This window comes from Nocardia sp. NPDC003979 (genome assembly GCF_053605015.1).
Map to the genome: position 1 here is coordinate 176452 of NZ_JBSGIJ010000009.1, position 23160 is coordinate 199611.

21 protein-coding genes are annotated in these 23160 nt (G+C 65.4%); 14 read left to right on the plus strand and 7 right to left on the minus strand.

Features of this window, described 5'->3' with window-relative positions:
* Positions 1 to 29: 29 nt before the first annotated feature.
* From ACWEVR_RS20380 to ACWEVR_RS20400, 5 genes are all read left to right on the plus strand, one after another.
* Positions 30 to 302, plus strand: a complete 273-nt coding sequence (locus ACWEVR_RS20380) for an acyl carrier protein (RefSeq protein WP_067639595.1) — start codon at positions 30 to 32, stop codon at positions 300 to 302.
* 13 nt (positions 303 to 315) lie between these two features.
* Entirely contained in the window at positions 316 to 774 is a 459-nt protein-coding gene (locus ACWEVR_RS20385) for an ester cyclase (RefSeq protein WP_452468225.1), read from the plus strand.
* Positions 767 to 2116, plus strand: a complete 1350-nt coding sequence (locus ACWEVR_RS20390; protein ID WP_452468226.1) for a cytochrome P450 — start codon at positions 767 to 769, stop codon at positions 2114 to 2116. Before ACWEVR_RS20385 ends, ACWEVR_RS20390 begins: the two co-directional genes overlap by 8 nt.
* A gap of 70 nt (positions 2117 to 2186) precedes the next feature.
* Positions 2187 to 3074, plus strand: coding sequence for a phytanoyl-CoA dioxygenase family protein (locus tag ACWEVR_RS20395; RefSeq protein ID WP_452468227.1), 888 nt, complete (start codon positions 2187 to 2189; stop codon positions 3072 to 3074).
* Positions 3075 to 3086: 12 nt separating this feature from the next.
* The gene (locus ACWEVR_RS20400) at positions 3087 to 3977 is read left to right on the plus strand and encodes a phytanoyl-CoA dioxygenase family protein (RefSeq protein WP_452468228.1); all 891 of its coding nucleotides are present in this window, start codon (positions 3087 to 3089) and stop codon (positions 3975 to 3977) included.
* 73 nt (positions 3978 to 4050) lie between these two features.
* On the opposite strand, the gene ACWEVR_RS20405 is transcribed toward ACWEVR_RS20400, so the two are convergent.
* Both ACWEVR_RS20405 and ACWEVR_RS20410 read right to left on the minus strand, forming a co-directional pair.
* Entirely contained in the window at positions 4051 to 4602 is a 552-nt protein-coding gene (locus ACWEVR_RS20405) for a DUF6879 family protein (protein ID WP_452468229.1), read from the minus strand.
* Positions 4596 to 5717, minus strand: a complete 1122-nt coding sequence (locus ACWEVR_RS20410) for a 2OG-Fe(II) oxygenase family protein (RefSeq protein ID WP_452468230.1) — start codon at positions 5715 to 5717, stop codon at positions 4596 to 4598. The genes ACWEVR_RS20405 and ACWEVR_RS20410 overlap by 7 nt, the downstream gene beginning before the upstream one ends.
* 575 nt (positions 5718 to 6292) lie before the next feature.
* On the opposite strand from ACWEVR_RS20410, the gene ACWEVR_RS20415 reads away from it, so the two are divergent.
* From ACWEVR_RS20415 to ACWEVR_RS20425, 3 genes are read left to right on the plus strand one after another with little or no spacing between them, the layout of a single operon-like run.
* On the plus strand, positions 6293 to 7903 hold the full coding sequence (locus tag ACWEVR_RS20415; protein ID WP_452468231.1) for an ABC transporter substrate-binding protein: 1611 nt from the start codon (positions 6293 to 6295) through the stop codon (positions 7901 to 7903).
* Positions 7900 to 10587, plus strand: coding sequence for an oligopeptide/dipeptide ABC transporter ATP-binding protein (locus ACWEVR_RS20420; RefSeq protein WP_452468232.1), 2688 nt, complete (start codon positions 7900 to 7902; stop codon positions 10585 to 10587). Before ACWEVR_RS20415 ends, ACWEVR_RS20420 begins: the two co-directional genes overlap by 4 nt.
* Positions 10588 to 10633: 46 nt before the next feature.
* A complete protein-coding gene (locus tag ACWEVR_RS20425; protein WP_452468233.1) occupies positions 10634 to 11638 on the plus strand; it encodes an ABC transporter permease in 1005 nt (334 codons plus the stop codon).
* 140 nt (positions 11639 to 11778) lie between these two features.
* Here ACWEVR_RS20425 and ACWEVR_RS20430 read toward each other — a convergent pair whose 3' ends face one another.
* Both ACWEVR_RS20430 and ACWEVR_RS20435 read right to left on the minus strand, forming a co-directional pair.
* Positions 11779 to 12225, minus strand: a complete 447-nt coding sequence (locus ACWEVR_RS20430) for an NUDIX hydrolase (RefSeq protein ID WP_452468234.1) — start codon at positions 12223 to 12225, stop codon at positions 11779 to 11781.
* Positions 12226 to 12360: 135 nt separating this feature from the next.
* On the minus strand, positions 12361 to 13035 hold the full coding sequence (locus tag ACWEVR_RS20435) for a TetR/AcrR family transcriptional regulator (RefSeq protein ID WP_452468235.1): 675 nt from the start codon (positions 13033 to 13035) through the stop codon (positions 12361 to 12363).
* Between the two features lie 124 nt (positions 13036 to 13159).
* Here ACWEVR_RS20435 and ACWEVR_RS20440 point away from each other — a divergent pair, with 124 nt between their 5' ends.
* Genes ACWEVR_RS20440 through ACWEVR_RS20455 form a run of 4 tightly spaced genes read left to right on the plus strand, consistent with a single transcriptional unit; the run spans position 13160 to position 17962 of the window.
* Positions 13160 to 13768, plus strand: a complete 609-nt coding sequence (locus ACWEVR_RS20440; RefSeq protein WP_067639568.1) for a malonic semialdehyde reductase — start codon at positions 13160 to 13162, stop codon at positions 13766 to 13768.
* Between the two features lie 41 nt (positions 13769 to 13809).
* Positions 13810 to 16605, plus strand: a complete 2796-nt coding sequence (locus ACWEVR_RS20445; protein WP_452468236.1) for an AMP-binding protein — start codon at positions 13810 to 13812, stop codon at positions 16603 to 16605.
* A gap of 11 nt (positions 16606 to 16616) precedes the next feature.
* Entirely contained in the window at positions 16617 to 17552 is a 936-nt protein-coding gene (locus ACWEVR_RS20450) for an NAD-dependent epimerase/dehydratase family protein (protein ID WP_452468237.1), read from the plus strand.
* On the plus strand, positions 17549 to 17962 hold the full coding sequence (locus ACWEVR_RS20455; RefSeq protein WP_452468238.1) for a nuclear transport factor 2 family protein: 414 nt from the start codon (positions 17549 to 17551) through the stop codon (positions 17960 to 17962). Before ACWEVR_RS20450 ends, ACWEVR_RS20455 begins: the two co-directional genes overlap by 4 nt.
* 51 nt (positions 17963 to 18013) lie before the next feature.
* Here ACWEVR_RS20455 and ACWEVR_RS20460 read toward each other — a convergent pair whose 3' ends face one another.
* Both ACWEVR_RS20460 and ACWEVR_RS20465 read right to left on the minus strand, forming a co-directional pair.
* On the minus strand, positions 18014 to 19603 hold the full coding sequence (locus ACWEVR_RS20460) for an AMP-binding protein (RefSeq protein ID WP_452468239.1): 1590 nt from the start codon (positions 19601 to 19603) through the stop codon (positions 18014 to 18016).
* Positions 19604 to 19670: 67 nt separating this feature from the next.
* On the minus strand, positions 19671 to 20348 hold the full coding sequence (locus ACWEVR_RS20465; protein WP_452468240.1) for a TetR/AcrR family transcriptional regulator: 678 nt from the start codon (positions 20346 to 20348) through the stop codon (positions 19671 to 19673).
* Positions 20349 to 20478: 130 nt separating this feature from the next.
* Here ACWEVR_RS20465 and ACWEVR_RS20470 point away from each other — a divergent pair, with 130 nt between their 5' ends.
* Positions 20479 to 21759, plus strand: coding sequence for a lipase family protein (locus ACWEVR_RS20470; RefSeq protein ID WP_452468241.1), 1281 nt, complete (start codon positions 20479 to 20481; stop codon positions 21757 to 21759).
* A 33-nt stretch (positions 21760 to 21792) separates the two neighbouring features.
* Here ACWEVR_RS20470 and ACWEVR_RS20475 read toward each other — a convergent pair whose 3' ends face one another.
* A complete protein-coding gene (locus ACWEVR_RS20475; protein WP_452468242.1) occupies positions 21793 to 22221 on the minus strand; it encodes an ATP-binding protein in 429 nt (142 codons plus the stop codon).
* 181 nt (positions 22222 to 22402) lie between these two features.
* Here ACWEVR_RS20475 and ACWEVR_RS20480 point away from each other — a divergent pair, with 181 nt between their 5' ends.
* Positions 22403 to 23140, plus strand: a complete 738-nt coding sequence (locus ACWEVR_RS20480) for a VOC family protein (RefSeq protein WP_452468243.1) — start codon at positions 22403 to 22405, stop codon at positions 23138 to 23140.
* Positions 23141 to 23160 lie beyond the last annotated feature (20 nt).

Below are 23160 nucleotides of genomic sequence, written 5' to 3' on the forward strand. Positions count from 1 at the left end.
GTCGCTGCTTTTCCGAACAAGGAGTACTGATGAGAGAGTTCGCCCTCGACGACTTGAGCCGACTGTATCGGGCGTGTGAAGGAGCCGACCTCGAGCTCACCGAGAAAACACTCGACGAGCCCTTCGAGGAGCTCGGGCTGGACTCGCTCGGCACGATCGAACTGGCCGAACGAATTCAGCGGGAATGGCATGTCCGCATACCGATGCTGCTACCGAACGAGACCGTCGAGATTCTCCGGACGCCGAGGCTCGCCCTCGAATACGTCAACAAGCTCTTGGCCGCGGCGTACGAAAACCGATAGAAGGAGCTCGGCGATGACGCGATCGGTCGACGACCTGATCACCACGTTCTACCGCGGTTTGAGCGGCGACGTCGGTCTGCTGGACGACGTGATGGCTCCCGACTGGGTCGACGAGTCGCCCGGGCCGGCGTCAGGCCGTGCCGGGATCGAAAGCCTCGTTGCCGCAGTCGATCACGCTTTCGCCGACTTCCGCATCGTCGTGCACGCGATCGTCGACGGACGCGGGGCGGACGGCAACGGAATGATCGCGGTCCGGGGGGAGATGCGTGGTGTCCACCAGGGGGAGTGGCTCGGTGTTCCCGCCACCGGAAGAGCCGTCCGGATCAGGATCCACGAATTCCACCAGATCACCGACGGACTGGTTGTCCGGTCGTGGGGCCTGGAGGACTGGTTCGGATGGCTTCGCCAGGTCGGGGCCGCAGGTAGCGGTGTGCCCGGGATCCATGAAGGGAACGTAGCGACTCATGACTGAGCCCTCCCGCGAGATACCGACTGCGCCCGGCGCCCGGCCGGTGGTCGGCCATCTCCTGCCGTTCGTGAAGCAGCCCTTCACCTTTCTGTCGCAGCTGCCCGAACACGGTGATCTCGTGCGGATCCGCCTCGGCCCGAAAACCGCTGTGGTGGTGTGTGATCCCGGACTCACCCGCAAGGTCCTCATCGACGACCGGACCTTCGACAAAGGCGGTCTGTTCCTGGACCGGGAGCGGGAGTGGCTGGGCGAAAGCGTCGCCACCTGCACACACAGCAAGCACCGGCACAAGCGCCGCTTGGCCCAGCCTGCTTTTCACCCCAGACGTCTCGCGGACTACGCGCACACGATGACAACCCAGATCGCCTCCGTCGTCGACGGTTGGCAATCGGGTCGAGTCCTCGACGTCTGTCCGGAAATGTTCACGATCACCTCCAGGGTCTTCGGCGCCGCCATGTTCTCCAGCACGCTCCCGGCGCGGGTGCTGCACGAGGTGATCGGCGATCTCACCGCCACCTTCGACGGCACTTTCCAACGCACGCTGCTGCCCGACGTGATCAGCCGGCTCCCGATCCCCAGCACCAGGCGGTACAACCACGCCAATCGGCGGTTGCGCACGACGATGAACGGCATCATCGCCGAACGGCGGGCGAGCGGCATCGATAAGGGGGACCTGCTCTCGGCCCTGCTGACCGTCCACGATCGTGAGAGTGAGGCCCCCGGCACGATCGACGACGACGTCAGCGATGCCGTCGTGACGTTCTTCGTCGCGGGAACGGAGACAACTTCCTCCGCGTTGGCGTGGGTGCTGTACGTGCTCGCCGAACATCCCGACATCGAGGCGCGGTTGCATGCCGAGGTCGATACGGTGCTCGCCGGTCGGCAGCCCGAATACGGTGATCTGGAGCGCCTTACGGTCGCGAGCAGTATCGTCACCGAAACCCTTCGCCTGTATCCGCCTGCGTGGTTCTTCACCCGGAAGGTCACCGCAGACGTGGAACTCGGTCCCTACGAGCTGCCGGTCGGCAGCACCGTTGCGGTGAGCCCCTACCTCATCCACCGGCGGGCAGACCTCTACGACGATCCCGGCCGTTTCGATCCCGACCGGTGGCTGCCGGAACGCACGGCATCGCCGCCGGGAGCCCTCCTGCCTTTCGGCGGTGGGGCGAGGAAATGTATCGGGGAAACCTTCGGGATGACGGAGGTGGTGCTGGCCTTGGTGATCATCGCGAGTCGCTGGCGGGTCCAGACCGTTTCCGGAACAAGCATGCGTCCCCCGCTGTCGGTGTCGCTGGTGCCAGGAGGACTGCGCCTGCGTGTGGTCGACCGCCGGGCCGGCGGCTAGGGGATGAAGTGAGTCCGGACAGCGATGCGCAGCGTCCGGGCTTGTATTGCCGATGTGAAAGAGGTGTCCGGTGTTCGAATTGACCAGTGCTGAACAAGAATTGCTCCCGTCGGATGACGATGTCGAGTTCTATCGGGAGCACGGCTGGTTCATCACACCGCGATTGTTCACCGAGGAGGCGGTCGACGACGCGTTGGACGCTTTGGAGGCACATCACCGACGCGAGCGTGATTACGAGCTGCCGGGCGAGATCGACGAACTCTACGACTGGACACCGGGCGCGGTGCACCAGATCCGCTTCAACGACTATGTCGCGCTGACCAATCGCCGCCTCCGCGATTTCATGCTGCGGCCGATAGTCGCGGCCGTCGCCGCACAGTTGGCGCAAACGAGCCAGATCAGATTGTGGCAGAGCAGTATCGTGTACAAGCAACCACAAACCGGCGGCGGCGATACCACTATCGGATGGCACGCCGAACGCGCCTACCTGCGTACCTGTACCTCCACCAACATGTTGACCGCGTGGATCGCGCTACAGGACTGCGACGAGTCCATGGGTCCGGTGGTGATGATCGACGGAAGTCACCGCTGGCCGGATACCGAGGAAATTCGTGCCATCAGATACGGCCGAACATTCTTCGGTGCCGATCCCGCGTTGTTGCAGGACCGCCTCGAGCGGACCGGCATGCCACTGCGCACCGTTCCCATGTTGTTGCGCAAGGGCGAAGTCAGTTTCCATCACTGCCTGACACTGCACGGCAGCGGCCCCAACCTGAGCGGGCGGCCCAGGGTCGGTGCGACGGTGGATATGCAGGATCGCCCGAATCGCTACCAAGCGGTCTACGACCGAGCGGGAGAACTGCTCACCACGGCGAACGACCGGATGTGCCGCAGGCTGCCGAACGGCGATTTCGACTACAGCGACCCCGCGATCTGTCCAGTGCTGTGGGACGAATAGGAACGAGGAATCATGTTCGAATTGTCACCGGCCGAACAGCAGTTGCTGCCATCCGACGACGACGTCGAGTTCTATCAGCAGCACGGCTGGTTCGTTACTCCACGTTTGTTCACCGACGACGTGGTCGATGCCGCGTCGGCTGCGTTGGCTGCCCATCACAGGGGCGAGCGCGACAGGACGTTACCTGTCACGCTCGACGAGGTGGACGACTGGATCGAGGGTTCGCCGCACCGTCTCCGGTTCAACGATCACGTCGCACTGACCAGCGAACGTCTCGGAAATTTCATGCTTCAGCCGTTGATCGGGGCCATCGCGGCGCGACTGGCGCGGACCGGTCAGATCAGGCTCTGGTTGAGCAGCTTGATATACAAACCACCGCGCACCGAGCACACCATCGAATGGCATTCCGACCGTGTTCATTGGCGCACCTGTACCTCCACCAAGATGTTGACCGCATGGATCGCGCTACAGGACAGTGACGAGTCCATGGGTCCCGTCGTCATGATCGACGGGAGCCACAGATGGTCGGATACCGAGCAGATACGCGCGATTCGCTACAACGACGAGTTCATTCTCGGCGCGGACCCGGCGAAGGCGGACAGCTTGCTCATGAGTACCGGAATGCCGATTCGGCGCGTGCCGCTGTTGCTACGCAAAGGGCAGGTGAGTTTCCACAGCTGCATGACGATTCACGGCAGTGGCTCGAATCTGAGCAACCTCGCGCGAGTGGGACTGATCGTGCACATGCAGGATGGCGGGAACCGATACCAGCGAGTCCACGACGAAACGGGACAATTGCAGTCGCATGTCAACGATCAACTGTGCGGCAGACTTCCGAACGGGGACGTCGACTACAGCGACCCCAAGATCTGTCCCGTGCTCTGGGATGCGACTTCGCTGTGACGCTGGGCCGCAGGCCGTGCGGGTACGCGCCGCAGGGCGGCGCGGTTCGCTGGGACGGTGGTGACCGGGCACGTCAGGGGAGGTCGGCCCCCGGTACGTAGTCGGTGTGCGTCACGGCTTTTGCCCACAACGCGTCACGTATGGCGATCGCGCGGGCCACTTCGACCGGGTCGTGCGTCAGGCCGTAACCTACGAAATCCTCCGCGTCGAACAAGGTCCAGGCGAGTGTGTCGTCGTCGATCAAACACCACTCGTCCGTGGTGTAGTCCTCCGGCGGGCACCAGTGCCGGGGGAGCCAGCGAATGTCTTCACCGTGTGCCTGGTTGCGATCGGTCACCGCGTGGAGAAAACGGATGTAATCGGTCAGCGGTTCGGTGACCACCCGCACGCGTTGCATAGCGACTCCTCGTGCTGTGGTCGCGTCGCTCAGGTCTTCCCATTCCTTCCACAACACCGGGTAGTCGTCCGGGTCGAGCGGCACCAGGCCGGCCTGGTATCGACGCATCGGTTCGTGTTCGTCGCTCACGACGTGGTCGTCTTCCACCTCGAATTGAAAGGCACGATACCGAGCCTGCTCGAACAGCGATGCCAGCTCGGCGCGGGGGAGAAACAGCAACGTCACCACGCTCCGTTGATCGAGGGGCGGATCCCGGCATGCCCAGAGGTGTTCGGGCCCGTCATATTCCGGCATCGTTCGGACAGCCTGTCGGCAACCCTTGTCATGAATTCTCTGCCACTGATCGGCGGCCGTTCCGGTTGAAATCCCGGTAGAACTTCGAGGATCGCCGCCTCATAGGGATGAAGCGTATAGAGGACAGTCACCCGGGGCACGGCGCGCTGGGCGGGATCGCGTGGCACGCTGACACGATGTGTGCAGGCGCGAAAGCGATTGTCGCTGATATAGCTGAGCCATTTCCCACTGATGACGACAAGGGAGTCGGCCGGCGTGTACACCCTGCTCCACGCCTCGTTCTGCAGGCGATATACCTGTAGTCCTTCGACCGGGCTTCCGGTCATCAAACTGAGCAGCCCGTAGTCCTCGTGGGACAGCACGCGCGCGGGCGAGGCGAGGTCCTCGAGGGGCGAGCTGATCGGTGGGTAGTGATTCAACCTCAGGACGTCGTTCGTGGGGGAGATGTTCTGGTCGTAGAGCGACGGATCGACGTCGAGGTATTGCAGCAGGGCTCTGCCGAGCTGCTGGGTCAGCTCCTCGCACGCGTGCCAGAATTTCCTGAATGCTGATTCGTATTTCTTGTCGGGCCAGTAACCGAGAGCCGCGTCCGCGTCTTCTCCGGTGATCCGGAACGCTGATCGGTCGAATTCCCACGCTTCCACCGCATGCGGCAGCGCAGGCATACTTTCCTGGAGCGGAACGTACCCCAGATAGTAGGGTTCGCCGTATGCGCAGTCCGTCGAGACGAACTTCATCTTCTGGTCTTCGGGCACCGTTGTGAAAATGTTCAGTGCGTTGCGATCGATGGCCTGAAGTTCGTCGGCGTCGATCCCGTGGCCGGTCAATATCGCGATACCGACGTCCACCATGGCGGTACCGAACCGGTCGATGAAACGATCTCGTGCTGCCGGGGTGCCGCGCAGGTCCGCCATGTCGCAGACCTGTGGTCGGAAATCATCGTCGAAATTGTCCTCGGGGCTCTCGACGAGTGTGTATCCGGAATAGGCTCGATCGGTCTCCGGGGCTCCGAAATCTGATACCGCATCGTTGGTTTCTTTGTCGCTCACGTCTTCACCCCTGACGGACGATGATATCCAAGCACAACAACTCGGGCAGGCGCCCGGGAAAATAGTCGAGGAGAGGTACACGATAGAAGCACGGACCGGATCTGTGAATCACTGAAAGCGTGATCGTCCGCGTCTCGGTTGTCGCGGGTCTGTGCTGTATTCAACATCGCATCACCACGGCTGTGCTGTCAATAGATGCCGCACATTACGGAGCTCTCGTGTCAAGCCCTGTGGACCGCGACTCCGGAGCGCATCGCCTCGATCATCCAGGCCTGCTTCGGCTTCCGAAATCGCACCGAACGCCGCCGTAATTCGGTCATCCGTGCACGCTCGACGTCGGCTGGTCGACCGGCTCGCCGCTCGCCGCCGCTCGCTGTGGAGCGCGGGTTCCGGTTGTGCAGCGCACGATTTCGAGATCTGTCGCCGGATTCCTGTGTGACACTTGAGATTCGGATGATGCGTGAGGTCGTCGCAAGGGGTTGGGTGGCGGACCTCGGAACGAAATCGGATGTCGCTCGCGATGCCGGTAGAGCCCGGCACCTCGCCCGCGACGGTTCTGAAAGGTGCGTTGCGATATGAGCACTACCGCGGACCGACGGACGTTCCTGAAGGCCACCGCGCTCGTCGCGGTGGCGGAAGCCCTCGGAGTATCGGCGTTGCTGTCGGCATGTTCAGGCGGATCCCGTGGCGCCGGGACGGTCGGTGACACGATCCGTTTCGGGTTCCTGGCCGACATGCAGGTGCCCGACCCCGATATCTTCTACGAGGGCGAGGGCCTACAGGTCACCCTGAACGTCTACGAAGGCTTGGTCGCCTACGCCTCCGATTCGTCCGAGATCGTGCCCGGCCTGGCAGAGTCGTGGACGGTCACCGACGACGGGCTCACCTACACGTTCAAGCTCCGTGCCGGTGTCACCTTCCACGACGGCACGCCGATGACAGCCGCCAAGATCATCAAAAGCTATGAACGACGTTCGGCGATCGGCCAAGCACCCGCCTACCTGATCGCCGACGTCGAGTCGATGTCCGCGCCCGACGACTCCACGCTCGTGATCGAACTCGCCCATCCGGTCGAACCGTTCCTCGACTATCTCGCCTGCCCGTGGGGGCTCAAAGCGGTCAGCCCGACAGCGATACAGGCCCACAGCGTGAACGGTGACCTGGCTCAGGACTGGTTGAGTACCAACGACGCGGGAACCGGCCCCTATCGGATCACCGAGTTCGTGCCGAGCAGTCATTACACGCTCACCGCGTACGACGGCTACTGGGGGACGAAACCGGAATTCACCACCCTGCGGATCGAGATCATCCCGGACATCATGTCGCAACGCCTGCTGCTCGAGCAGGGCCAGCTGGACATGATCACCAAGGGTCTGCCGATCGCCGCCATCGAGGCGATGCGGGCGAACCCGGCGTTGACCGTGACGGAGCACCCGACGGCGTTCAAGTCGTCGATCTTCCTGAACTGGAAGAAGGGCCCGTTCGCCGATACCGCGTTCCGCCAGGCGATGCGCAAAGCGGTAGACGTCCGTGCGCTGATCGAGCCCGCCTACGGCTCGACCGTCGCACGATCCACCCAGTTCTACCCGGCCGGAGTGCTGCCGGACGGCGCCGCACCGGATGCGCCGGACCACGACACCGCCGAACTGAAGGCACTGATCGCGAAACTGCCGGACGGCGACAAGCGGATCGACGTCGCCTACGACGAGGCCGGTGGCGCCACCGATGCCCGTGTCGCCGAACTCCTCCAGACGCAGCTGGCCGCATTGGGACTGGCCGCGACGGTACGGGCCATGCCGACCTCGCAGGTATTCGCCCTGCACTCGACACCGGTCGGGCAGCAGCCGCACATGCTGGTCCACGGGTCGGGCGGCGACGCGCTCAACGCCGACACCACACTGCGGATCTTCTTCCGCACCGGCGTCTCCCCGATCAACTGGTTCAACTATTCGGACACCACGCTGGACGCCGTCATGGACGCCGGGAAACGATCACTCGGCAAAGCCGAGGCCGAACGGCACTGGGTCGAGGGCGCCGAGATCGTGATGGGTCAGGCCTGGATCATCAACCTCTGCGATATCGAGGACGTGATCGTGACCGGTTCGGGCATCGGCGAGATCGTCCATACGCTGCTCGGCACGGGCATGGTTCCTGTCAACCTGCTCCGGAAGGTGACAGCGAGGTGACGCACTTCCGCAAAGGAGCAGCCGACGGGGACGAAGGCGGCCTCATTCCGCGTGCATGTGTCAATGACCTCGAGGTGACGTTCCGCCGCCGGGGCGTCGCGGTGCGCGCGGTTCGGGGAGTGAGCATCGAGATCGCGGCCGGGGAGATCATCGCGCTCGTGGGCGAATCCGGTTCCGGCAAGAGCGTTTTGGGTCTGAGCCTGCTCGGACTGCCGGTGGGCGACCCACCTGCCGTCGTCACCGGACGAGCCGAAGTTTGTGGCGTCGACATGATCGCCGCCTCGCCGGCCGAGCGACGGAGAGCCCGGCGCGCGCATCTGGGCGCGGTGTTCCAGAATCCGATGACTTCGCTGAACCCGACGATGCGGATCGGCGAGCAGGTGCGGGAGGTCGCGGGCTCGACCGCTGAGGCGGTCCGGCTGCTCGACCTGGTCGGCCTTCCACAGGCGGGTCGCAGACTGCGCTCGTATCCGCACGAACTGTCGGCGGGAATGCGGCAACGAGTCATGATCGCGATCGCGATCGCCTCGCGACCGGACCTGATCATCGCCGACGAGCCGACATCGGCGCTCGATGTCACGGTGCAGGCGCAGATTCTGGCCCTGCTCCGCGACCTGCGGGTCGAACTCGGCTGTTCGGTATTGCTGATCACCCACGAGATAGGCGTCGCCGCCGCGGTCGCCGACCGGGTCGCGGTCATGTACGGCGGGCGCCTGGTCGAGATCGGCGCCATGGCCGACGTCCTCGCCACCCCCGCGCACCCCTACACCGTCGGCCTTCTGGATTCGCGCCTCGATCTCAGCCTGCCGGTGAACCACCGGATACCTGTGCTGACGGGCATGCCACCGGATCCCCGGGACCCGGCGCCGGGTTGCCCGTTCACTCCGCGATGTTCGCTTCGCACCGAGGACTGTGCGAAGTCGCCGATCCCGCTGACACCGGCCGGCTTCCACGCGGGCGAGGCCGCGTGCATCCTTCCGGCCGAGGTCGACCGGAACCGAGCGCGTGGGCCGGCCTCCGCCTTCCCACCGTCGGAGCAGCCCGACCGCTCGCGACCGGCCGTCCGGTGCCGTGGTGTCGGCAAGAGCTTCCGCCTTCGCACCGGGTCGGTCAGGCGCGAGGTGCATACGGTGCTGCGCGACCTCGACTTGCAGGTGGGAGCAGGCGAAGCCGTCGCAGTGGTCGGCGAGTCGGGGTCGGGAAAATCGACTCTGCTCAGACTGATCGCGGGATTGGAGAAACCGGACCGCGGCGTCGTCGAGGTGTCCGGTACTTCGACGCAAATGATCTTCCAAGACGTCAGCGCGTCACTGACACCGTGGCTGACCGTCGAGCGGCAGGTCGGTGAACGGCTGCCGAGGACACTCGGCCGGGCCGAACGCCGGGCCCGGGTGATCACCGCCCTCGAACGCGTGGGGCTCCCGGCGGCCGTCGCCGACCTGCGTGCCGACAGTTTGTCGACAGGGCAGCGGCAGCGCGTGGCGTTCGCGCGGGCGACGATCGTCGTTCCCGACGTATTGCTGTGTGACGAGCCGACGTCGGCGCTCGACGCACCGCTGGCGGCGTCGACGTTGAACCTGATCCAGACGCTGCGACGCGAATTCGGGCTGACGGTCGTCTTCGTCACCCACGATCTGGCCGCGGCGCGTTTCGTCGCCGACCGCATCGCCGTGATGTTTCGCGGCGAGATCGTCGAGATCGGCGCGGCCGAGAAGGTCGCCCATGCACCGTCGCACCCCTACAGCAAGGCGCTGGTGGAGGCCGTACCGAATACCGGGAGCGCACCGGAACAGCGGCTCACCGAGCCGGCAGGTGGCGTGCCGGTGTCGGCGCCGCTGACCGTCGGCGCGGACGTCGAATCGGCACCGGTGGCGGCAGCGGTGCGCGGACGCGTGAAACCGAGTGAGGTGATCACGTTGTGTGTGCTCGCGACGCTGATCGTCGTCATGCTCGGTGCACCCTGGCTCGCGCCGTACGACCCCGATCTCCCGGCCGGGAAGCCGGTATCCCCTCCCGATGCGGCGCACTGGCTCGGGACCGATGAGGTCGGGCGCGACATCGCGAGCCGCGTGTTGGTCGGCATGCGCGCCAGTTGGTGGGGCGCCCTGTGCGTGATCGCCTCGGGAATCGTCATCGGCGGGACCGTGGGAGCGGTCGCGGGCACGCTCGGCGGAATCGTCGACCGGATCCTGATGCGGATCACCGACATCTTCATCGCCCTGCCTGCGGCCTTGCTCGCGATCGCCGTCGTAGCCGCGATCGGGCCGTCGTATGGTCATACGCTGGTGGCGGTGGCACTGGTCTGGTGGCCGTTGTACGCGCGAGTCGTGCGGGGCGAGGTGACAAGACTCCGATCACAGCCGCACATCGACGCCGCACGGATGTCGGGTGCAGGCAGCTTCGAACTCGGTCGGCTCCACCTGCTTCCGGGCGCATGGCCGCCGACCATTGTCGCGGCGAGTCTCGACGTCGGCGCCTTGATCCTGATGCTGTCCGGACTCTCCTTCATCGGTCTCGGTGCTCCCGCCCCCGCTCCCGAGCTGGGCGCGATGTCCGCGAGGGGGCTGCCGTACCTGCTCGATTCCTGGTGGGTGCCGATCATGCCCGCGATCGGGCTGTTGGTGCTCGCCACGATCGCCAACCTCGCCGGCGATGTCATCCGCGACCGCCTGACCGATCGCTGACCGCAGGCCGGGAACGCCTCTCCTCCAGCGCAAGGGAGAACTTCGAATGCTCTCAGTCATTGCCCGGCGCGCCGGTGGGACTGTCCTGGTGTTGCTCGCGCTCGTCGCGGTGGTGTTCGTGCTGCGGCAAGTCTCGCCGGTGGACCCCGCCCGCGCGGTCGTCGGTGACCGGGCCTCCGCCGAGGTGGTGGAACGAGCACGCGACGATCTCGGTCTCGATCGGCCGCTGCCCGTGCAATACGTCGAATACGTCGAAAGGGCGGCCACCGGCGACCTCGGGCAGTCCGCGGTGACCAGCCGACCGGTCAGCTCAGACATCGGCGAATTCCTGCCCGCCACAGCGGAACTGATCATCTGCGCGCTCGTGCTCGCGGCTCTGCTCGGTGTGCTGCTCGGCACGGCGACGGCACTGCGCTGGCCGGGATCGGGCGCGCTGCGAGTGGTGTTGATCGGCGGATCATCGATGCCGATCTTCCTCGCGGCATTGCTCGCGATCCTGGTGTTCTACAAGGAATTCGGCGTCCTCCCCGCTCGCGGCCGCAGTTCCTACGCCGACGCGCCCGACGGGCCCACCGGGTTCCTGCTCGTCGACTCCGTACTCGCCGGGCGGCCGAGCGTATTCCTCGATGCCGTCGAGCATCTGATCCTCCCCGTGGTCTGCTTGTCCCTGGTGCCCGCCGTCGCGATCGGCCGGGCCCTGCGCAGCAGCTTGCAGCACACGCTGCGCTCGGACTTCGTTCGCACCGCCCGCGTCAAAGGTCTCACCGAGCTACGCGTCATCGGCAGACACGCCATGCGCAATTCGGTGAGCTCGACACTGTCTATCGCGGGCATGCAGGTGGCCGCCATGTTCGGCGCCGACATCGTGCTGGAGCTGATCTTCGCCTGGCCAGGCATCGGCCTCTACACCGCCCAAGCGGTGAAAGCCGGCGACTACACCACCATCGCCGGCATCACCCTGATCCTCGGCGCGATCTACGTCCTGACGAACTTCCTTGTCGACCTCGCTCAAGCAATCGCCGACCCGCGGACATCTGAAACCGCTGCGTGACAACAGCTTCCGTCGTCGAGTTCGGCGTCGTTGTCGTTCTGCGGCAAGGTCGGCCGACTCGTCGCGGCTCACTCGTGAAGTGCCTGCCTCGGTCGACGCCCGACGTCCGAGATGCTCGAATCGCAGCCGGTCCCGGTGTGTCAGTGGTTCACGAGATCGCGGTATGTACCGAGGATGCCGCGGATGGAAGATGTCACCGGGAGGTGGCCGTCGAGCGGCATCCAGGCGTACCGCGCATGGGCGGTGAGCTGAATCGGTTCGAACGCCGCGACATCCACGGCGAAATGCAGTCGGCGGACGGGGCGTGCGTCGGGCGACAGGTAGTCGAAATCGCCTACGTGATGGCGGATCCCGGTGACGACAAGCCCTGTTTCTTCGCGCACCCCACGCGTCACCGCCGCGGCAAGGGTTTCGCCCGGCTTCACCGTGGCCCCGGGAAGCTTCAGCGGGACCTTGACGGGGCCACTGTCGTGGCGCTCTAGGAGTAGTACTGTTCCGTCGCGTTCGATGATCACACCGACTCTCGGAGCGGTGCCGTCTACCTCGGCTTGGCGGGCCAGTTCTTCCAACTCCGATGCGGAGATCATGGGGCTTACCGACTTCCGATTCCGGAACCGACTTCGGCGGATCCGACGACTATATCGATTGAATACGCTACTCCTCGAGACCAGGTCGACGCGCAAAAATGGGGCGGCCGTGGCAGCCGCGTCTCGCGTCGTTGGTCACCTTGCTGTCGGCGAGGATCGGGAGGGTCCCGGAGTGGCGCGGAAAGCGCGCACGATGAGGTTGGCGGCCTCGGTGCAGATGGTGTCGGCCTCGGTGCGGGGGAGTGGGATCGTGCCGTACATCGACGCGTGCAGACCCTGTTGGACGAGAAGCGAGACGAACTGACGGGCCGCGGTCGCGGGGTCCTCGACCTCGAGTTCACGGCGGGAGCGCAGCAGCTCGGCGATCTGGGCCACCAACTGTTTCGGTTCGCCGTCGGCGCAGGCGGGGCGCAGCGACGGGATCCGGGCGACCTCGCTGATGATGAGGCGGCGCAGAGCGGACGCCCGCTCGTCGAGCAGCACCCGAAGGACGCGGTGGCCGATCTCGACGAGCGCGGCGGCCACGTCGGTGCGATCCGACCCCGCGATCGCGGTGCCGAAGGTCGTTGCCACCTGGGCGCGTTCGTGCTCGACCGCGGCCAGGAACAGGGTCTGTTTGTCGCCGAAGTGGTTGTAGGCGGTCTGTTTTGCCACGCCGGCCCGTTCGGCGATCACGTCGAGGGTCGCCCGCTCGTAGCCGTCGCGCAGGAATGTGTCGATCGCGGCGTCGAGGATGGCTCGCCGCTTACCCGGATCGCCCCCTGGGGGGCGGCCGCCGGGTCCGGTCGATCGCGTTGCCGATGTCGACATGTCCGTCGGCGCCTTTCACGGATGAGTGGCCTGGGTCACCAAGATTGCGGGTGGACGAGCCAGTCTATCTACTATTTACTGGACTGGACTGACTAGTCTAAGTAACTCGAGCCGCGGAGGTTTCATGACGGCGACATCGACCGATCTACTGGCGCTCGACGCGGCGGCGCAGGACATGTTGTTCCGCGCCGCCCGCACCGCCAACACGTTCACCGACGAACCGGTGACCGACGAGCAGTTCCGGGCCGTCTACGAACTCGTGAAATTCGGGCCCACCTCGATGAACCAGCAACCGCTGCGCGGTGTCCTCGTGCGGTCGGACGGAGCCAAATCGAAGCTGGTCGAGGCGATGACCGATCGCAACAAGGACAAGACCGCGCGGGCACCGCTGACGGTCGTGGTCGCGGCCGATCTCGACTTCCACGACGAGTTGCCCAAACTCGTTCCGTTCATGGAGAACCCGCAGAACGTCTTCGCCGATCCGGCGGTCCGGGAACCCTCGGCCACGTTCAACGCCGCATTGCAGGTTGCCTACCTGATTGTCGGCATTCGCGCGGCGGGTCTGGCCGCGGGCCCGATGGTCGGCTTCGACGGCGACGCCGTGCGACGAGAGTTCTTCCCCGACGGCAGGCATGTCCCGCTGTGCGTCATCAACATCGGCAAGCCGGGCCCGGACGCCTGGATGGGACGGCTGCCACGGCTGGAGTACGACGAGGTCTTCGCCACCGCCTGAATATCGCGCCAAGGCGCAACTCTGATCAGTGGATAGGCACAATGACTGCTACATCGAATATTTCGACCATTCCTGTACCACACGCGGTCAACGACGCCGGGTCGGTGGCTCAGATTCTGCTGCACGCCGCCCGGCACCACCCAACGAGCGGCACGACCTACCTGCAGCGCACCGGCGACGGACCGACCGTGCGGGTGCACCGTTCATACCCCCAACTGCTCGACGAGGCCTTGTCGCTCACCGGTGCGTTGCGCGAGCGTGGGTTGCGTCCGCAGTCGAAAGTCGCTCTCCTGCTCGATGATCACGAAGACTTCGTCACCGTGCTGTGGGCGTGTTTCCTCGGCGGGTTCGTGCCGTGCCCGATGGTCGCCCAGCCCGCGGATCCGACGCGCTGGGCGAGCGCGTTGCGTCATGTCGACGAATTGCTGGAACGCCCACTCGTCGTGACGTCACAGTCGATCGACGACACCATGCCCGCGGTTCCCGGATTGGCGACGGTGACGGTGGAATCGTTGCGCACCGGCGAACACGAGCCCACTCCGTACCTCGCCTCCGCCGACGACCTCGCGCTGCTGGTACTCACCTCCGGATCCACCGGAAACGCCAAAGCGGTGGCACTCACCCACGGCAATCTGCTCGGCTCCATGGCGGCCAAAGCCGCGGTACAGCACCTGAATCCCGACGACATCACCTTCAATTGGATCTCGTTCGATCACGTCGCGGCCCTGCTCGAAACGCATCTGCTGCCGCTGTATTGCGGTGCGCGACAGATCCATGCGCCGAGTGAGGTGGTCGCCGACGATCCGATGGAATTCCTGCGGATCATCTCCCGCCATCGGGTGACCATGACCTTCACACCCAATTTCCTGCTCGGACAGCTGAATACGCTGTTCGAACCCGAAACCGACGGCGCCCGGCTCGAACTGAGCTGTCTGCGGCATATCGTGAGCGGCGGTGAAGCCAATGTCGTCGCGACCGGGACACGGTTCCTCGACACCTTCGCGGCCTACGGTCTGCGCCAGACCGCGCTGTGGCCGGCGTTCGGGATGACCGAGACCTGCGCGGGAAGCATCTACAACCGCGACTTCCCGAACGCCGACGCCGGGCAGGAGTTCGCCGCCGTCGGACATCCGGTGCCCGGATTACAGCTGCGGGTCGCCGACCAGGAAGGGCGATCGTTACCCGCGGGTGCCGCCGGGGAGGTGCAGCTGCGTGGCCCCATGGTCACCCGCGGCTACTTCAACAACGACGAGGCCACCCGCGCGGCGTTCACCGCCGACGGCTGGTTCCGCACGGGCGACCTCGGCCGGTTGACCGACGGCAGGCTCACGCTGGTCGGCCGCAGCAAGGACAGCATCATCGTCAACGGCGTGAACTACTTCAGCCACGAGATCGAAACGGCCGTCGAAGAACTCGACGGCATCGCCCGAGGTTATGTGGCCGCGTTCCCGACGCGTCGCCCCGGCAGTGACACCGAACAGCTCGTGATCGCCCTGCACGCCGAGACCGCCGACGAAGCTGACCTCCACCGCCTACTGACGGCCGTCCGTTCCACGGTGGTGCTGCTGTGCGGGTTCCGCCCCGGATTCATTCTGCCCCTCAGCAAAGCGGATTTCCCGAAGACGAGCCTGGGCAAGACATTACGGCCGCGTATGCGCCAACAGCTCGAATCAGGTGGCTACGACCACGTCATCGCCGACACCGCGGCGCTCACGACCCGCCAGCTCGGTGGATACTCGGCACCGCAGGGGGGTACCGAGTCGATCCTGACCGATGTCTACGCGGAGCTGTTCGATGTTCCGGCAACCGAAATCAGCGCCACAGCCAGCTTTTTCGACCTCGGTGGCACCTCGCTGGACATCCTCCGGCTGCAGCAGCAGATCGCGCGCCGCTTCGGGGTGGCGGACCTACCGATCATCGCCATCCTGACCGCACCCTCGGTGCGGGAGCTGGCAGCTGTCGTGGACGAGGGCGGTGGCGGGCCGCGCCGTTACGATCCGATCGTGGGGTTGCAGACCAGTGGTGCGAAGACGCCGCTGTTCTGTGTGCACCCCGGTGTCGGCGAGGTGCTGGTGTTCGTCAATCTGGCCAAGTACTTCGTCGGAGACCGTCCGTTCTACGCGCTGCGCGCCCGCGGTTTCAACAAGGGGGAGGAGCCGTTCCACACGTTCGACGAGATGGTCGATGTCTATACGAGCGCCATCCGACGGCGGCAACCGCACGGTCCGTATGCCCTGGCCGGTTATTCCTTCGGCGCCGCGGTAGCGTTCGAGATCGCCAAGCGGCTCGAAGCCGAGGGCGAACGGGTCGATTTCCTCGGCAGCTTCAACCTGCCACCGCACATCAAATACCGCATGGACGAGCTCGATTTCACCGAGACCGCGACGAATCTCGCGATGTTCCTCGATCTGATCACCAAGCGGCAGGCCGTCGAACTGCCCGCCGAACTGCGAGCGCTGTCCAAGGGCAGCCAGCTCGCCCGCCTGATCGAACTCGCCCCGCCCGACCGTGTCGCCGAACTCGACCTGGATCTGACGAAGTTCACGGCGTGGGCAGAACTCGCCGACGGGCTCACCGGCCTCGGCCGCACCTACACGCCGAGCGGGGCTGTCCGCTCGATGAGTGTGTTCTGCGCGGTCCCGTTGCGCGGCACCAAACAGGACTGGATCGACAACGAACTGCGCAGGTGGGACGAATTCACCACCGAGGCGAACCGCTACATCGATGTGCCCGGTGAGCACTACACATTGATGGGACCACGGCACGTCACCGCGTTCCAGTCCATTCTGCGCAAAGAGCTCGACCGCGCGCTGGCGCAGGCCGACGCCGACCGATAGGGAGAAATACGTTGCAGGGCAAGAAGATTCTGATCACCGGCGGCACGGGGCAGGTCGCCAGACCGGTCGCCGAGGCGCTCGCCGCCCACAACGAGGTCTGGTGCCTCGGCCGCTTCGGCACACCGGGTGTCGAGGACGAACTGCGTGCCGCCGGCGTGACCACCCGGCACTGGGACATGAACGACACGACGGCCGCGGGCTACGCGCAGCTGCCGACCGATTTCACCCACGTGCTGCACTCGGCGGTTCACCGCGGTGACGGCACCGATTTCGAGGACGCGCTCACCGTCAACTCCACCGCGTGCGCGCGGCTGATGACCCACTGCCGCACCGCCGAGGCGTTTCTGTTCGTGTCGACCGGCGCGCTGTACAAGCGGCAGACCCTCGACCACGCCTATCGCGAATCCGACCCGATCGACGGTGTCGCCGACTGGCTGCCCACCTACCCGGTCGGCAAGATCGCGGCCGAAGGCACCGTGCGAGCGTTGGCGAACACACTCGAACTGCCGACCACGATCGCCCGGCTCAATATCGCCTACGGTCCCGGCGGATACGGTGGGGTGCCCATGCTGCACTTCAAGCGGATGCTGGCAGGCGAGCCGATTCCGGTTCCGCTCGAGGGCCAGAATTGGTGTTCGCTGCTCTACACCGACGACCTCGTCGCCCAGGTTCCCGCGCTGTGGAACGCGGCGTCGGTACCTGCCCGGGTGGTCAACTGGGGTGGTGACGAGTCCGTCGGGATCACCGATTGCGTCCGTTACCTCGAAGAACTCAGTGGCATCGAGGCGCAGCTCGTCCCGTCCGAAGTCACCCGCGAGACCTACCAGTTCGATCCCGAAATGCGCCGCGCCATCACCGGCCCCTGCACTGTCGACTGGCGCGAGGGAATCCGGCGAACCCTGGCCGCGCACTTCCCCGCGCACGTCCGCGAGGTGATGCCGCGATGAACCACACTCAGGTGACGACGCCCAACATCGCGGTAATCCGCACCGCGTACGAGGGTTTCGCGACCCGCGATGTCGGCAAGATCCTCTCCGCCATGCACGAGGACGTCGAGTGGGTGCACCCCGACGGCATGCACAAATACGGTCTGGGCGGAACCAAGATCGGCCACGAGGGGATCAAGGAGTTCCTCGCTCGCGTCCCGTCGGTGCTCGGCGGCATGGTGCTCGACCCGGTCGAGTTCATCGAACAGAACGACCGCGTCATCGTCCTGGGCACCCGCCAGGTCATCGCCCGCACCGGAACCTCGACCACCTTGCCCTTCCTGCATTCCTGGACCATGCGTGAGGGCAAAGCCACCCGAATGGAAGACATCTTCGACACCGTCGCCTTCCACGCCGCCATCGAAAGCTGACACCCGGCCACCGCCGCGGGCCGACCGCTAGGTCGTTGCCCGCGGCGGTGGTCAGGTGAGGGTGAGGAGGGTGCGGCGGTCGATCTTGCCGGTGGGGGTGCGGGGGAGGTCGTCGAGGAAGACGACGTCGCGGGGGGCTTTGAAGCGGGCGAGGTGGGTTTTCACGTAGGTGCGGACGGTGTCGGCGTCGAGGTCGCCGGTGGGGACGACGAAGGCGGCGAGGCGTTGGCCGAATTCGTCGTCGGGTACGCCGATGACGGCTGCTTCGGTGATCGCGGGGTGGGTGTAGAGGAGGTCTTCGATTTCGCCGGGGAAGACGTTCTCGCCGCCGGAAACGATCATGTCGTCGTCGCGGCCGTCGATGAAAAGCCTTCCGCCGGAATCGAAGTGGCCGAGGTCGCCGGTGCTCATCAGGCCGTCGCGGATCTGCTTGGCGCCGCCGCCGGAGTATCCGGCGAAGGCGATCGAGTTGCCGACGTAGACGGTCCCGACCACGTCGGGTTCGGTGATGCGGGTGCCATCGGCGTGGTAGAGCGCGACGGTGATTCCCACCGGGGCCTTGCCGACGGTGCCGGGTGCGGCTGTCCAGTCCTGCGGGGTCGCGATGGTGGCGGTGCCGGTTTCGGTGCAGCCGTAGAAGTTGTACAGCACAGGTCCGAACGTCCGGATCGCCCTGGTGCCGAGCGTCGAGGGTAGCGCCGCGCCCGCGGTGAACACGATCCGCAGCGAGGTGGTGTCGGTGTGCGCCAACACTTCTGGGCTCAGATCGAGTATGCGCCGCAGCATGGTCGGTACCAGGACGACCATCTCGACGTGGTGTTCGGCGATCTGGGCGAGCGCGCGAGCGGCGTCGAATCTGCCGTGCAGCACGACGGTGGAACCGAGGTTGAGCGACAGGATGAACTGTGACAGGGCGGTTCCGTGGAACAACGGCGCGCACAACAGCACGGTCTGCTCACGTCGCAGCGGTACCCGGTCGACGAATTGCGCTGCCGCCAAAGGGGATTCGACCCGGCGTGGCGCACCTTTCGGTGTGCCGGTCGTGCCGCCGGTGAGCAGGACGAAACCACCCTGCCGGGTCGGCGCCGGTGGCCGTTGCGCATCGAGGCCGCCATCGAGCGTGAGCACGGTGATGGTGTCGGGTAGGGGAGTGGCCGCCACGGGCAGGCTCGGATCGAGGACGAGTGCGTCGACCTGTTCGCGGGCCAGCACATCGGTGAGCTGGGTGGCACCGAAACCGGTGTTGAGCAGAACCAGCCGCGCGCCGAGTTTGCCTGCGGCGACCATGGTTTCGACCAGTGCCGCACCGTCCGGGTAGAGGACGCCGATGATGTGGTCGGTACCGAGCCCGTCCCGGTACCAACGGGCGGCGATGGCATCGGTGCGCTCGTCTAGTTCGCGATAGCTGATCCGCCGGTCACCGTCGATGAGCGCGATCCGGTTCGGCGTGCGCTGCGCGGAGCTGCGTACGCCACCGGCGATCGGGCCGTAAGTGCGCATCGCGCGGGCGGTGCGCGCCACCTGGAGTGGTCGCCGAAGGTCGATGACCCCGGACCGCTGGAGTGCACCGATCTGGCGTGCGGTCGTGGCAACGGAATGCCGAAGCCCGGTAGTGGTCATGTCGGCCGCGCGGCACTGCATGGCTGCTCCTTCGGTAGGTGCAGCCAATTAGAACACGGGCTCTTGTTCGCAACAAGAGCACTTGTTCTTAATCGGTCGAGTCGGGTGTCCGCGCGGCTGCGCCCAGGCCGAGGTGGACGATCTGGGTGAATGCCGTGAGGTCGCGGATGAGGGTGTCGATATCGCCTGAGGTGCCGCGGGTGGTGTGGTGCAGCCAGTCCGAGACCGTGTCGAACAGCCCGCCGATGGTGGCGACAGCCAGGGCGTGCAGATCGACGCGCGAACCGGTGGCGGGCACGAATCCGTAATCACGCCACAGTGTTTCGAGGAACTCGGCCGCCCATCTCCGGTTGGTGCGGCGCTGCTGTTCGACCGTGGCCGAGATCGCGCTCGCCTCACCGAAGGTGACGATCGCGACGCGAGGATCGTCGACCAGGGCGTGTGCGAAGGCGCTGAGGGTCTCGACGACGACGGCATCGCGATCGCCCTGCGAGCGAGCGAGCGCGGCGGCGACGTCGGCTTGCAATCGCTCGCTGACCTGCTGAAGCAGGGCGAGGTAGCAGGCCTCCTTGCTGTCGAACAACTCGTAGAACGCCTTGTTGCCGACCAGTGCGGTCTGGCAGATCTGCTCGATGGAGGTGTTGGGGTAGCCGTTGGCGGCGATCAGCTCGAACGCGGCGTGCAGGATCTGCTCGCGCCTGCGGGCTCGACGCTGCTCGGCGTCGAGGCCCTGGATTCGCCGTGGCCGCTTTTCGATCGATGTCACGCAGATCAGCGTATCGAATGCGAAATTGCAACAAGAACTCTTGTTAACAACAAGGCGGCGTGTTGTAATCGGCGTCACCTACCGAAGTGAGGATTCGATGAAGAACCCGAGAGTTGCGCGGAGATGGGCGATGGCCCCGCTGGCAGCGATGTGTCTGGCGGTATCGGGCACCACGGTCGCCGCGGCCGATCCGTATCCGAGCTTTCCGCCGGATCAGAATCAGCTGCCGCAATTGCCCACCGAGCCTCAGCTCTACGATCTGTTGCCGATTCCGGTTCCCGCCGAGGATCCGTGGTACGACGACCCGGCGGACCTGAGTTCTTACGCCCCCGGGCAGATCATCCGTTCCCGCACGGTGCAGACCCGGCTGCTCGGTCTACCCTTCCCCGTCCACACCGAACAGCTGCTGTACCGCAGCAACGATGTGCACGACAATCCGATCGCCACGGCAACTTCGGTGATCATTCCCGGCATTCCCTGGTCGGGCAGCCCGCGTCCGGTGCTGTCGTTCCAGGAGGCGATCGACTCGACCGACTCGTCGTGCAATCCGTCCTACACCTTGCGGACCGGGACGATGAAAGAAGCCGCGCTCGCGGTCTATTGGCTGGCCCAGGGTTTCGCGATCAATGTCCCGGACTTCGACGGCAAGTTCAACACCTTCAACACCTACGACGAAGGCAAGATGGTCCTCGACAGCCTTCGCGCCATGAAGAATTCCGCGCTGGGGTTGGCCGATTCCGGCATCGCGCTCTACGGCTACTCCGGCGGTGGCTCGGGGTCGATCCGCGCCGCCGAACTGCGCCGGACCTACGCGCCCGACGTGCGACTGCTCGGCACCGCGGTCGGCGGCTTCCCTGCTGATCTGCGGGCCCAGGCCCGCTTCGCCGTGGCGGCACAGCCCGGGCTCACCGGTATCAGCAACTTCACCATGTGGCTCGGATTCGCCGCGCTGTCACGGGAATTCCCCGATGCGTTCGACGCCGAGGAGCTGCTGACCCCGGAGGGTCGAGCGATTGTCGCGGACATGGGTAAGCGCTGTGTCTACACGATCGCGGCGGCCGGCGCGTACCGGCCGATCAGTGCCTACTTCAAGCCGGGAAAATCACTCGACACCACCCCCGAGGTCATGCGGATTCTCGCGGAACAGAGTCTCGGCCACCACATTCCGGACAGCCCGATCTTCTGGTGGCACGGCATCTGGGACGAACTGATCCCCGCCGACGTCGTTCTACCGACGGTCCAGGACTACTGGAACCGCGGCGCCGACCTGCGGTTCTACACCATGCCCCTGCCCGAACACCTCGTCAACGCGACGGCCGGCTGGCCACCGGCGGTGGCCTGGACCAGCGCCGTACTACGCGGACTTCCACCGGGCGACCGCTTCAAGGCCGATCTCCCGCTGCCCAGATGAGGGACCTCTACGAGTAACCGCTCGATGTGCCGATCACGCCGCCGGACGGACGTCGTGAGGGAAGGTGAGTTCGGCTCCGATGGTCTTGTGCCCGTCGTAGCGGCTACAAGACCAGGTGTCGGCGAGGTTGTCGACCAAGAGAAGTCCGAGACCGCCGGTGTGGTCGGGGGCGCGGGGGTGCGGTTCACCGGGGCCGGTGTCGTCTACTTCGATGCGCACACGGTCGCGGACGTGGTCCAGCGATAGCCGGGCACGCCGGGGCGGGAGCCCGTGGCGGCGGGCGTTGCTCGCGAGTTCGTCGAATACCTGGATCGTGTCCGCGGCCGCGGTTTCGGGTAACGGTGCGAGGAATTCGCGCACCATTACCCGCGTGCTCGCGGGTGTGAGGGAGTCCAAGTCGACTTCCAGGTCCTCGTGGTGGACCGTGTCGCGGCGCCGGGCTTCCAGTACCGGTCTCGTCATGACCCTTCCCTCCTGCCTCGTGGCTTGTTACAGGACGGCTACCCGGCTGCGCCATTGCGAAACGGTCGCTGGCCGAAATGAATTCCACCACAGGAATTTTGATTCGACGAGTGTGGCCTGACCGGCTCCGGAGATAGATCCGGACGGTCGATGACCAGCGAATGTCGGGGTTCTCACTTCTATGTGCGCCCGGTCGGGCCGACCTCCTAGCTTCGAGAACATGACCGAAAAAGTGGTTCCCAGATTGATGGCTCAGTCGATCGAGGCGGTGAGCGACTTCTATGTCGCGATCGGCTTCGAGATCACGTTCGAACAGCGGGCGCCCTATCAGTTTCTGAGCGTGAAACGTGGGGGTATCGAGCTGAACTTCTACGGGGACAAGAAGTTCGACCCCACCACTTCTACGCATGGTTGCCTGGTCGACACCGACGACGTCGATTACCTGTACGAGGTTTTCACCGAAGGGTTGCGCCAGGTGTACGGGTCGGTGCCCGTGCACGGTGTGCCGCGGGTCGGTGCGTTGACGGACAGGAGTTATGGGGTGCGCGAGTTCCTGGTGACCGATCCTGGTGGGAACACCATTCAGGTCGCGCAGCCGATCAGTCCGGATCAGCGGCATCGCCCCTTGCCGAAGGAGACATTCGATCGGGCCGTCCACATGGGGTCGCTCTTCGCTGATTCCAAGCAGGATCTGGAGCTGGCGGTGAAGGTTCTCGACCGGGCTCTGAGCCGCACCGATGAGGAGCCGACGCCTGTCCAGTTGGTCAAGCTGTTGGTGGTGCGCGCGGATGTGGCGGTGCGCCAAGCTGATCCGGCGCTGGCGCGGGAACTGTTGGCTCGCGCCAGAGGAGTCGGGACCGACGGGCCGGAGCTCGGCGATGAGCGTCGGCGAATAGCGGAGCTCGAAGCCGGCCTGTGACTCGTCACCGGTCGAAGGTG

What these genes read in the sequence shown, in the direction of transcription:
- ACWEVR_RS20455 (WP_452468238.1), top strand. Translation starts at nt 17,549, where the DNA reads ATGAACCACACTCAGGTGACGACGCCCAACATCGCGGTAATCCGCACC.
- ACWEVR_RS20440 (WP_067639568.1), top strand. Translation starts at nt 13,160, where the DNA reads ATGACGGCGACATCGACCGATCTACTGGCGCTCGACGCGGCGGCGCAG.
- ACWEVR_RS20430 (WP_452468234.1), bottom strand. Translation starts at nt 12,225, where the DNA reads ATGATCTCCGCATCGGAGTTGGAAGAACTGGCCCGCCAAGCCGAGGTA.
- ACWEVR_RS20445 (WP_452468236.1), top strand. Translation starts at nt 13,810, where the DNA reads ATGACTGCTACATCGAATATTTCGACCATTCCTGTACCACACGCGGTC.
- ACWEVR_RS20480 (WP_452468243.1), top strand. Translation starts at nt 22,403, where the DNA reads ATGTGCGCCCGGTCGGGCCGACCTCCTAGCTTCGAGAACATGACCGAA.
- ACWEVR_RS20460 (WP_452468239.1), bottom strand. Translation starts at nt 19,603, where the DNA reads ATGCAGTGCCGCGCGGCCGACATGACCACTACCGGGCTTCGGCATTCC.
- ACWEVR_RS20380 (WP_067639595.1), top strand. Translation starts at nt 30, where the DNA reads ATGAGAGAGTTCGCCCTCGACGACTTGAGCCGACTGTATCGGGCGTGT.
- ACWEVR_RS20470 (WP_452468241.1), top strand. Translation starts at nt 20,479, where the DNA reads ATGGCCCCGCTGGCAGCGATGTGTCTGGCGGTATCGGGCACCACGGTC.
- ACWEVR_RS20390 (WP_452468226.1), top strand. Translation starts at nt 767, where the DNA reads ATGACTGAGCCCTCCCGCGAGATACCGACTGCGCCCGGCGCCCGGCCG.
- ACWEVR_RS20400 (WP_452468228.1), top strand. Translation starts at nt 3,087, where the DNA reads ATGTTCGAATTGTCACCGGCCGAACAGCAGTTGCTGCCATCCGACGAC.
- ACWEVR_RS20425 (WP_452468233.1), top strand. Translation starts at nt 10,634, where the DNA reads ATGCTCTCAGTCATTGCCCGGCGCGCCGGTGGGACTGTCCTGGTGTTG.
- ACWEVR_RS20415 (WP_452468231.1), top strand. Translation starts at nt 6,293, where the DNA reads ATGAGCACTACCGCGGACCGACGGACGTTCCTGAAGGCCACCGCGCTC.
- ACWEVR_RS20475 (WP_452468242.1), bottom strand. Translation starts at nt 22,221, where the DNA reads ATGACGAGACCGGTACTGGAAGCCCGGCGCCGCGACACGGTCCACCAC.
- ACWEVR_RS20385 (WP_452468225.1), top strand. Translation starts at nt 316, where the DNA reads ATGACGCGATCGGTCGACGACCTGATCACCACGTTCTACCGCGGTTTG.
- ACWEVR_RS20435 (WP_452468235.1), bottom strand. Translation starts at nt 13,035, where the DNA reads ATGTCGACATCGGCAACGCGATCGACCGGACCCGGCGGCCGCCCCCCA.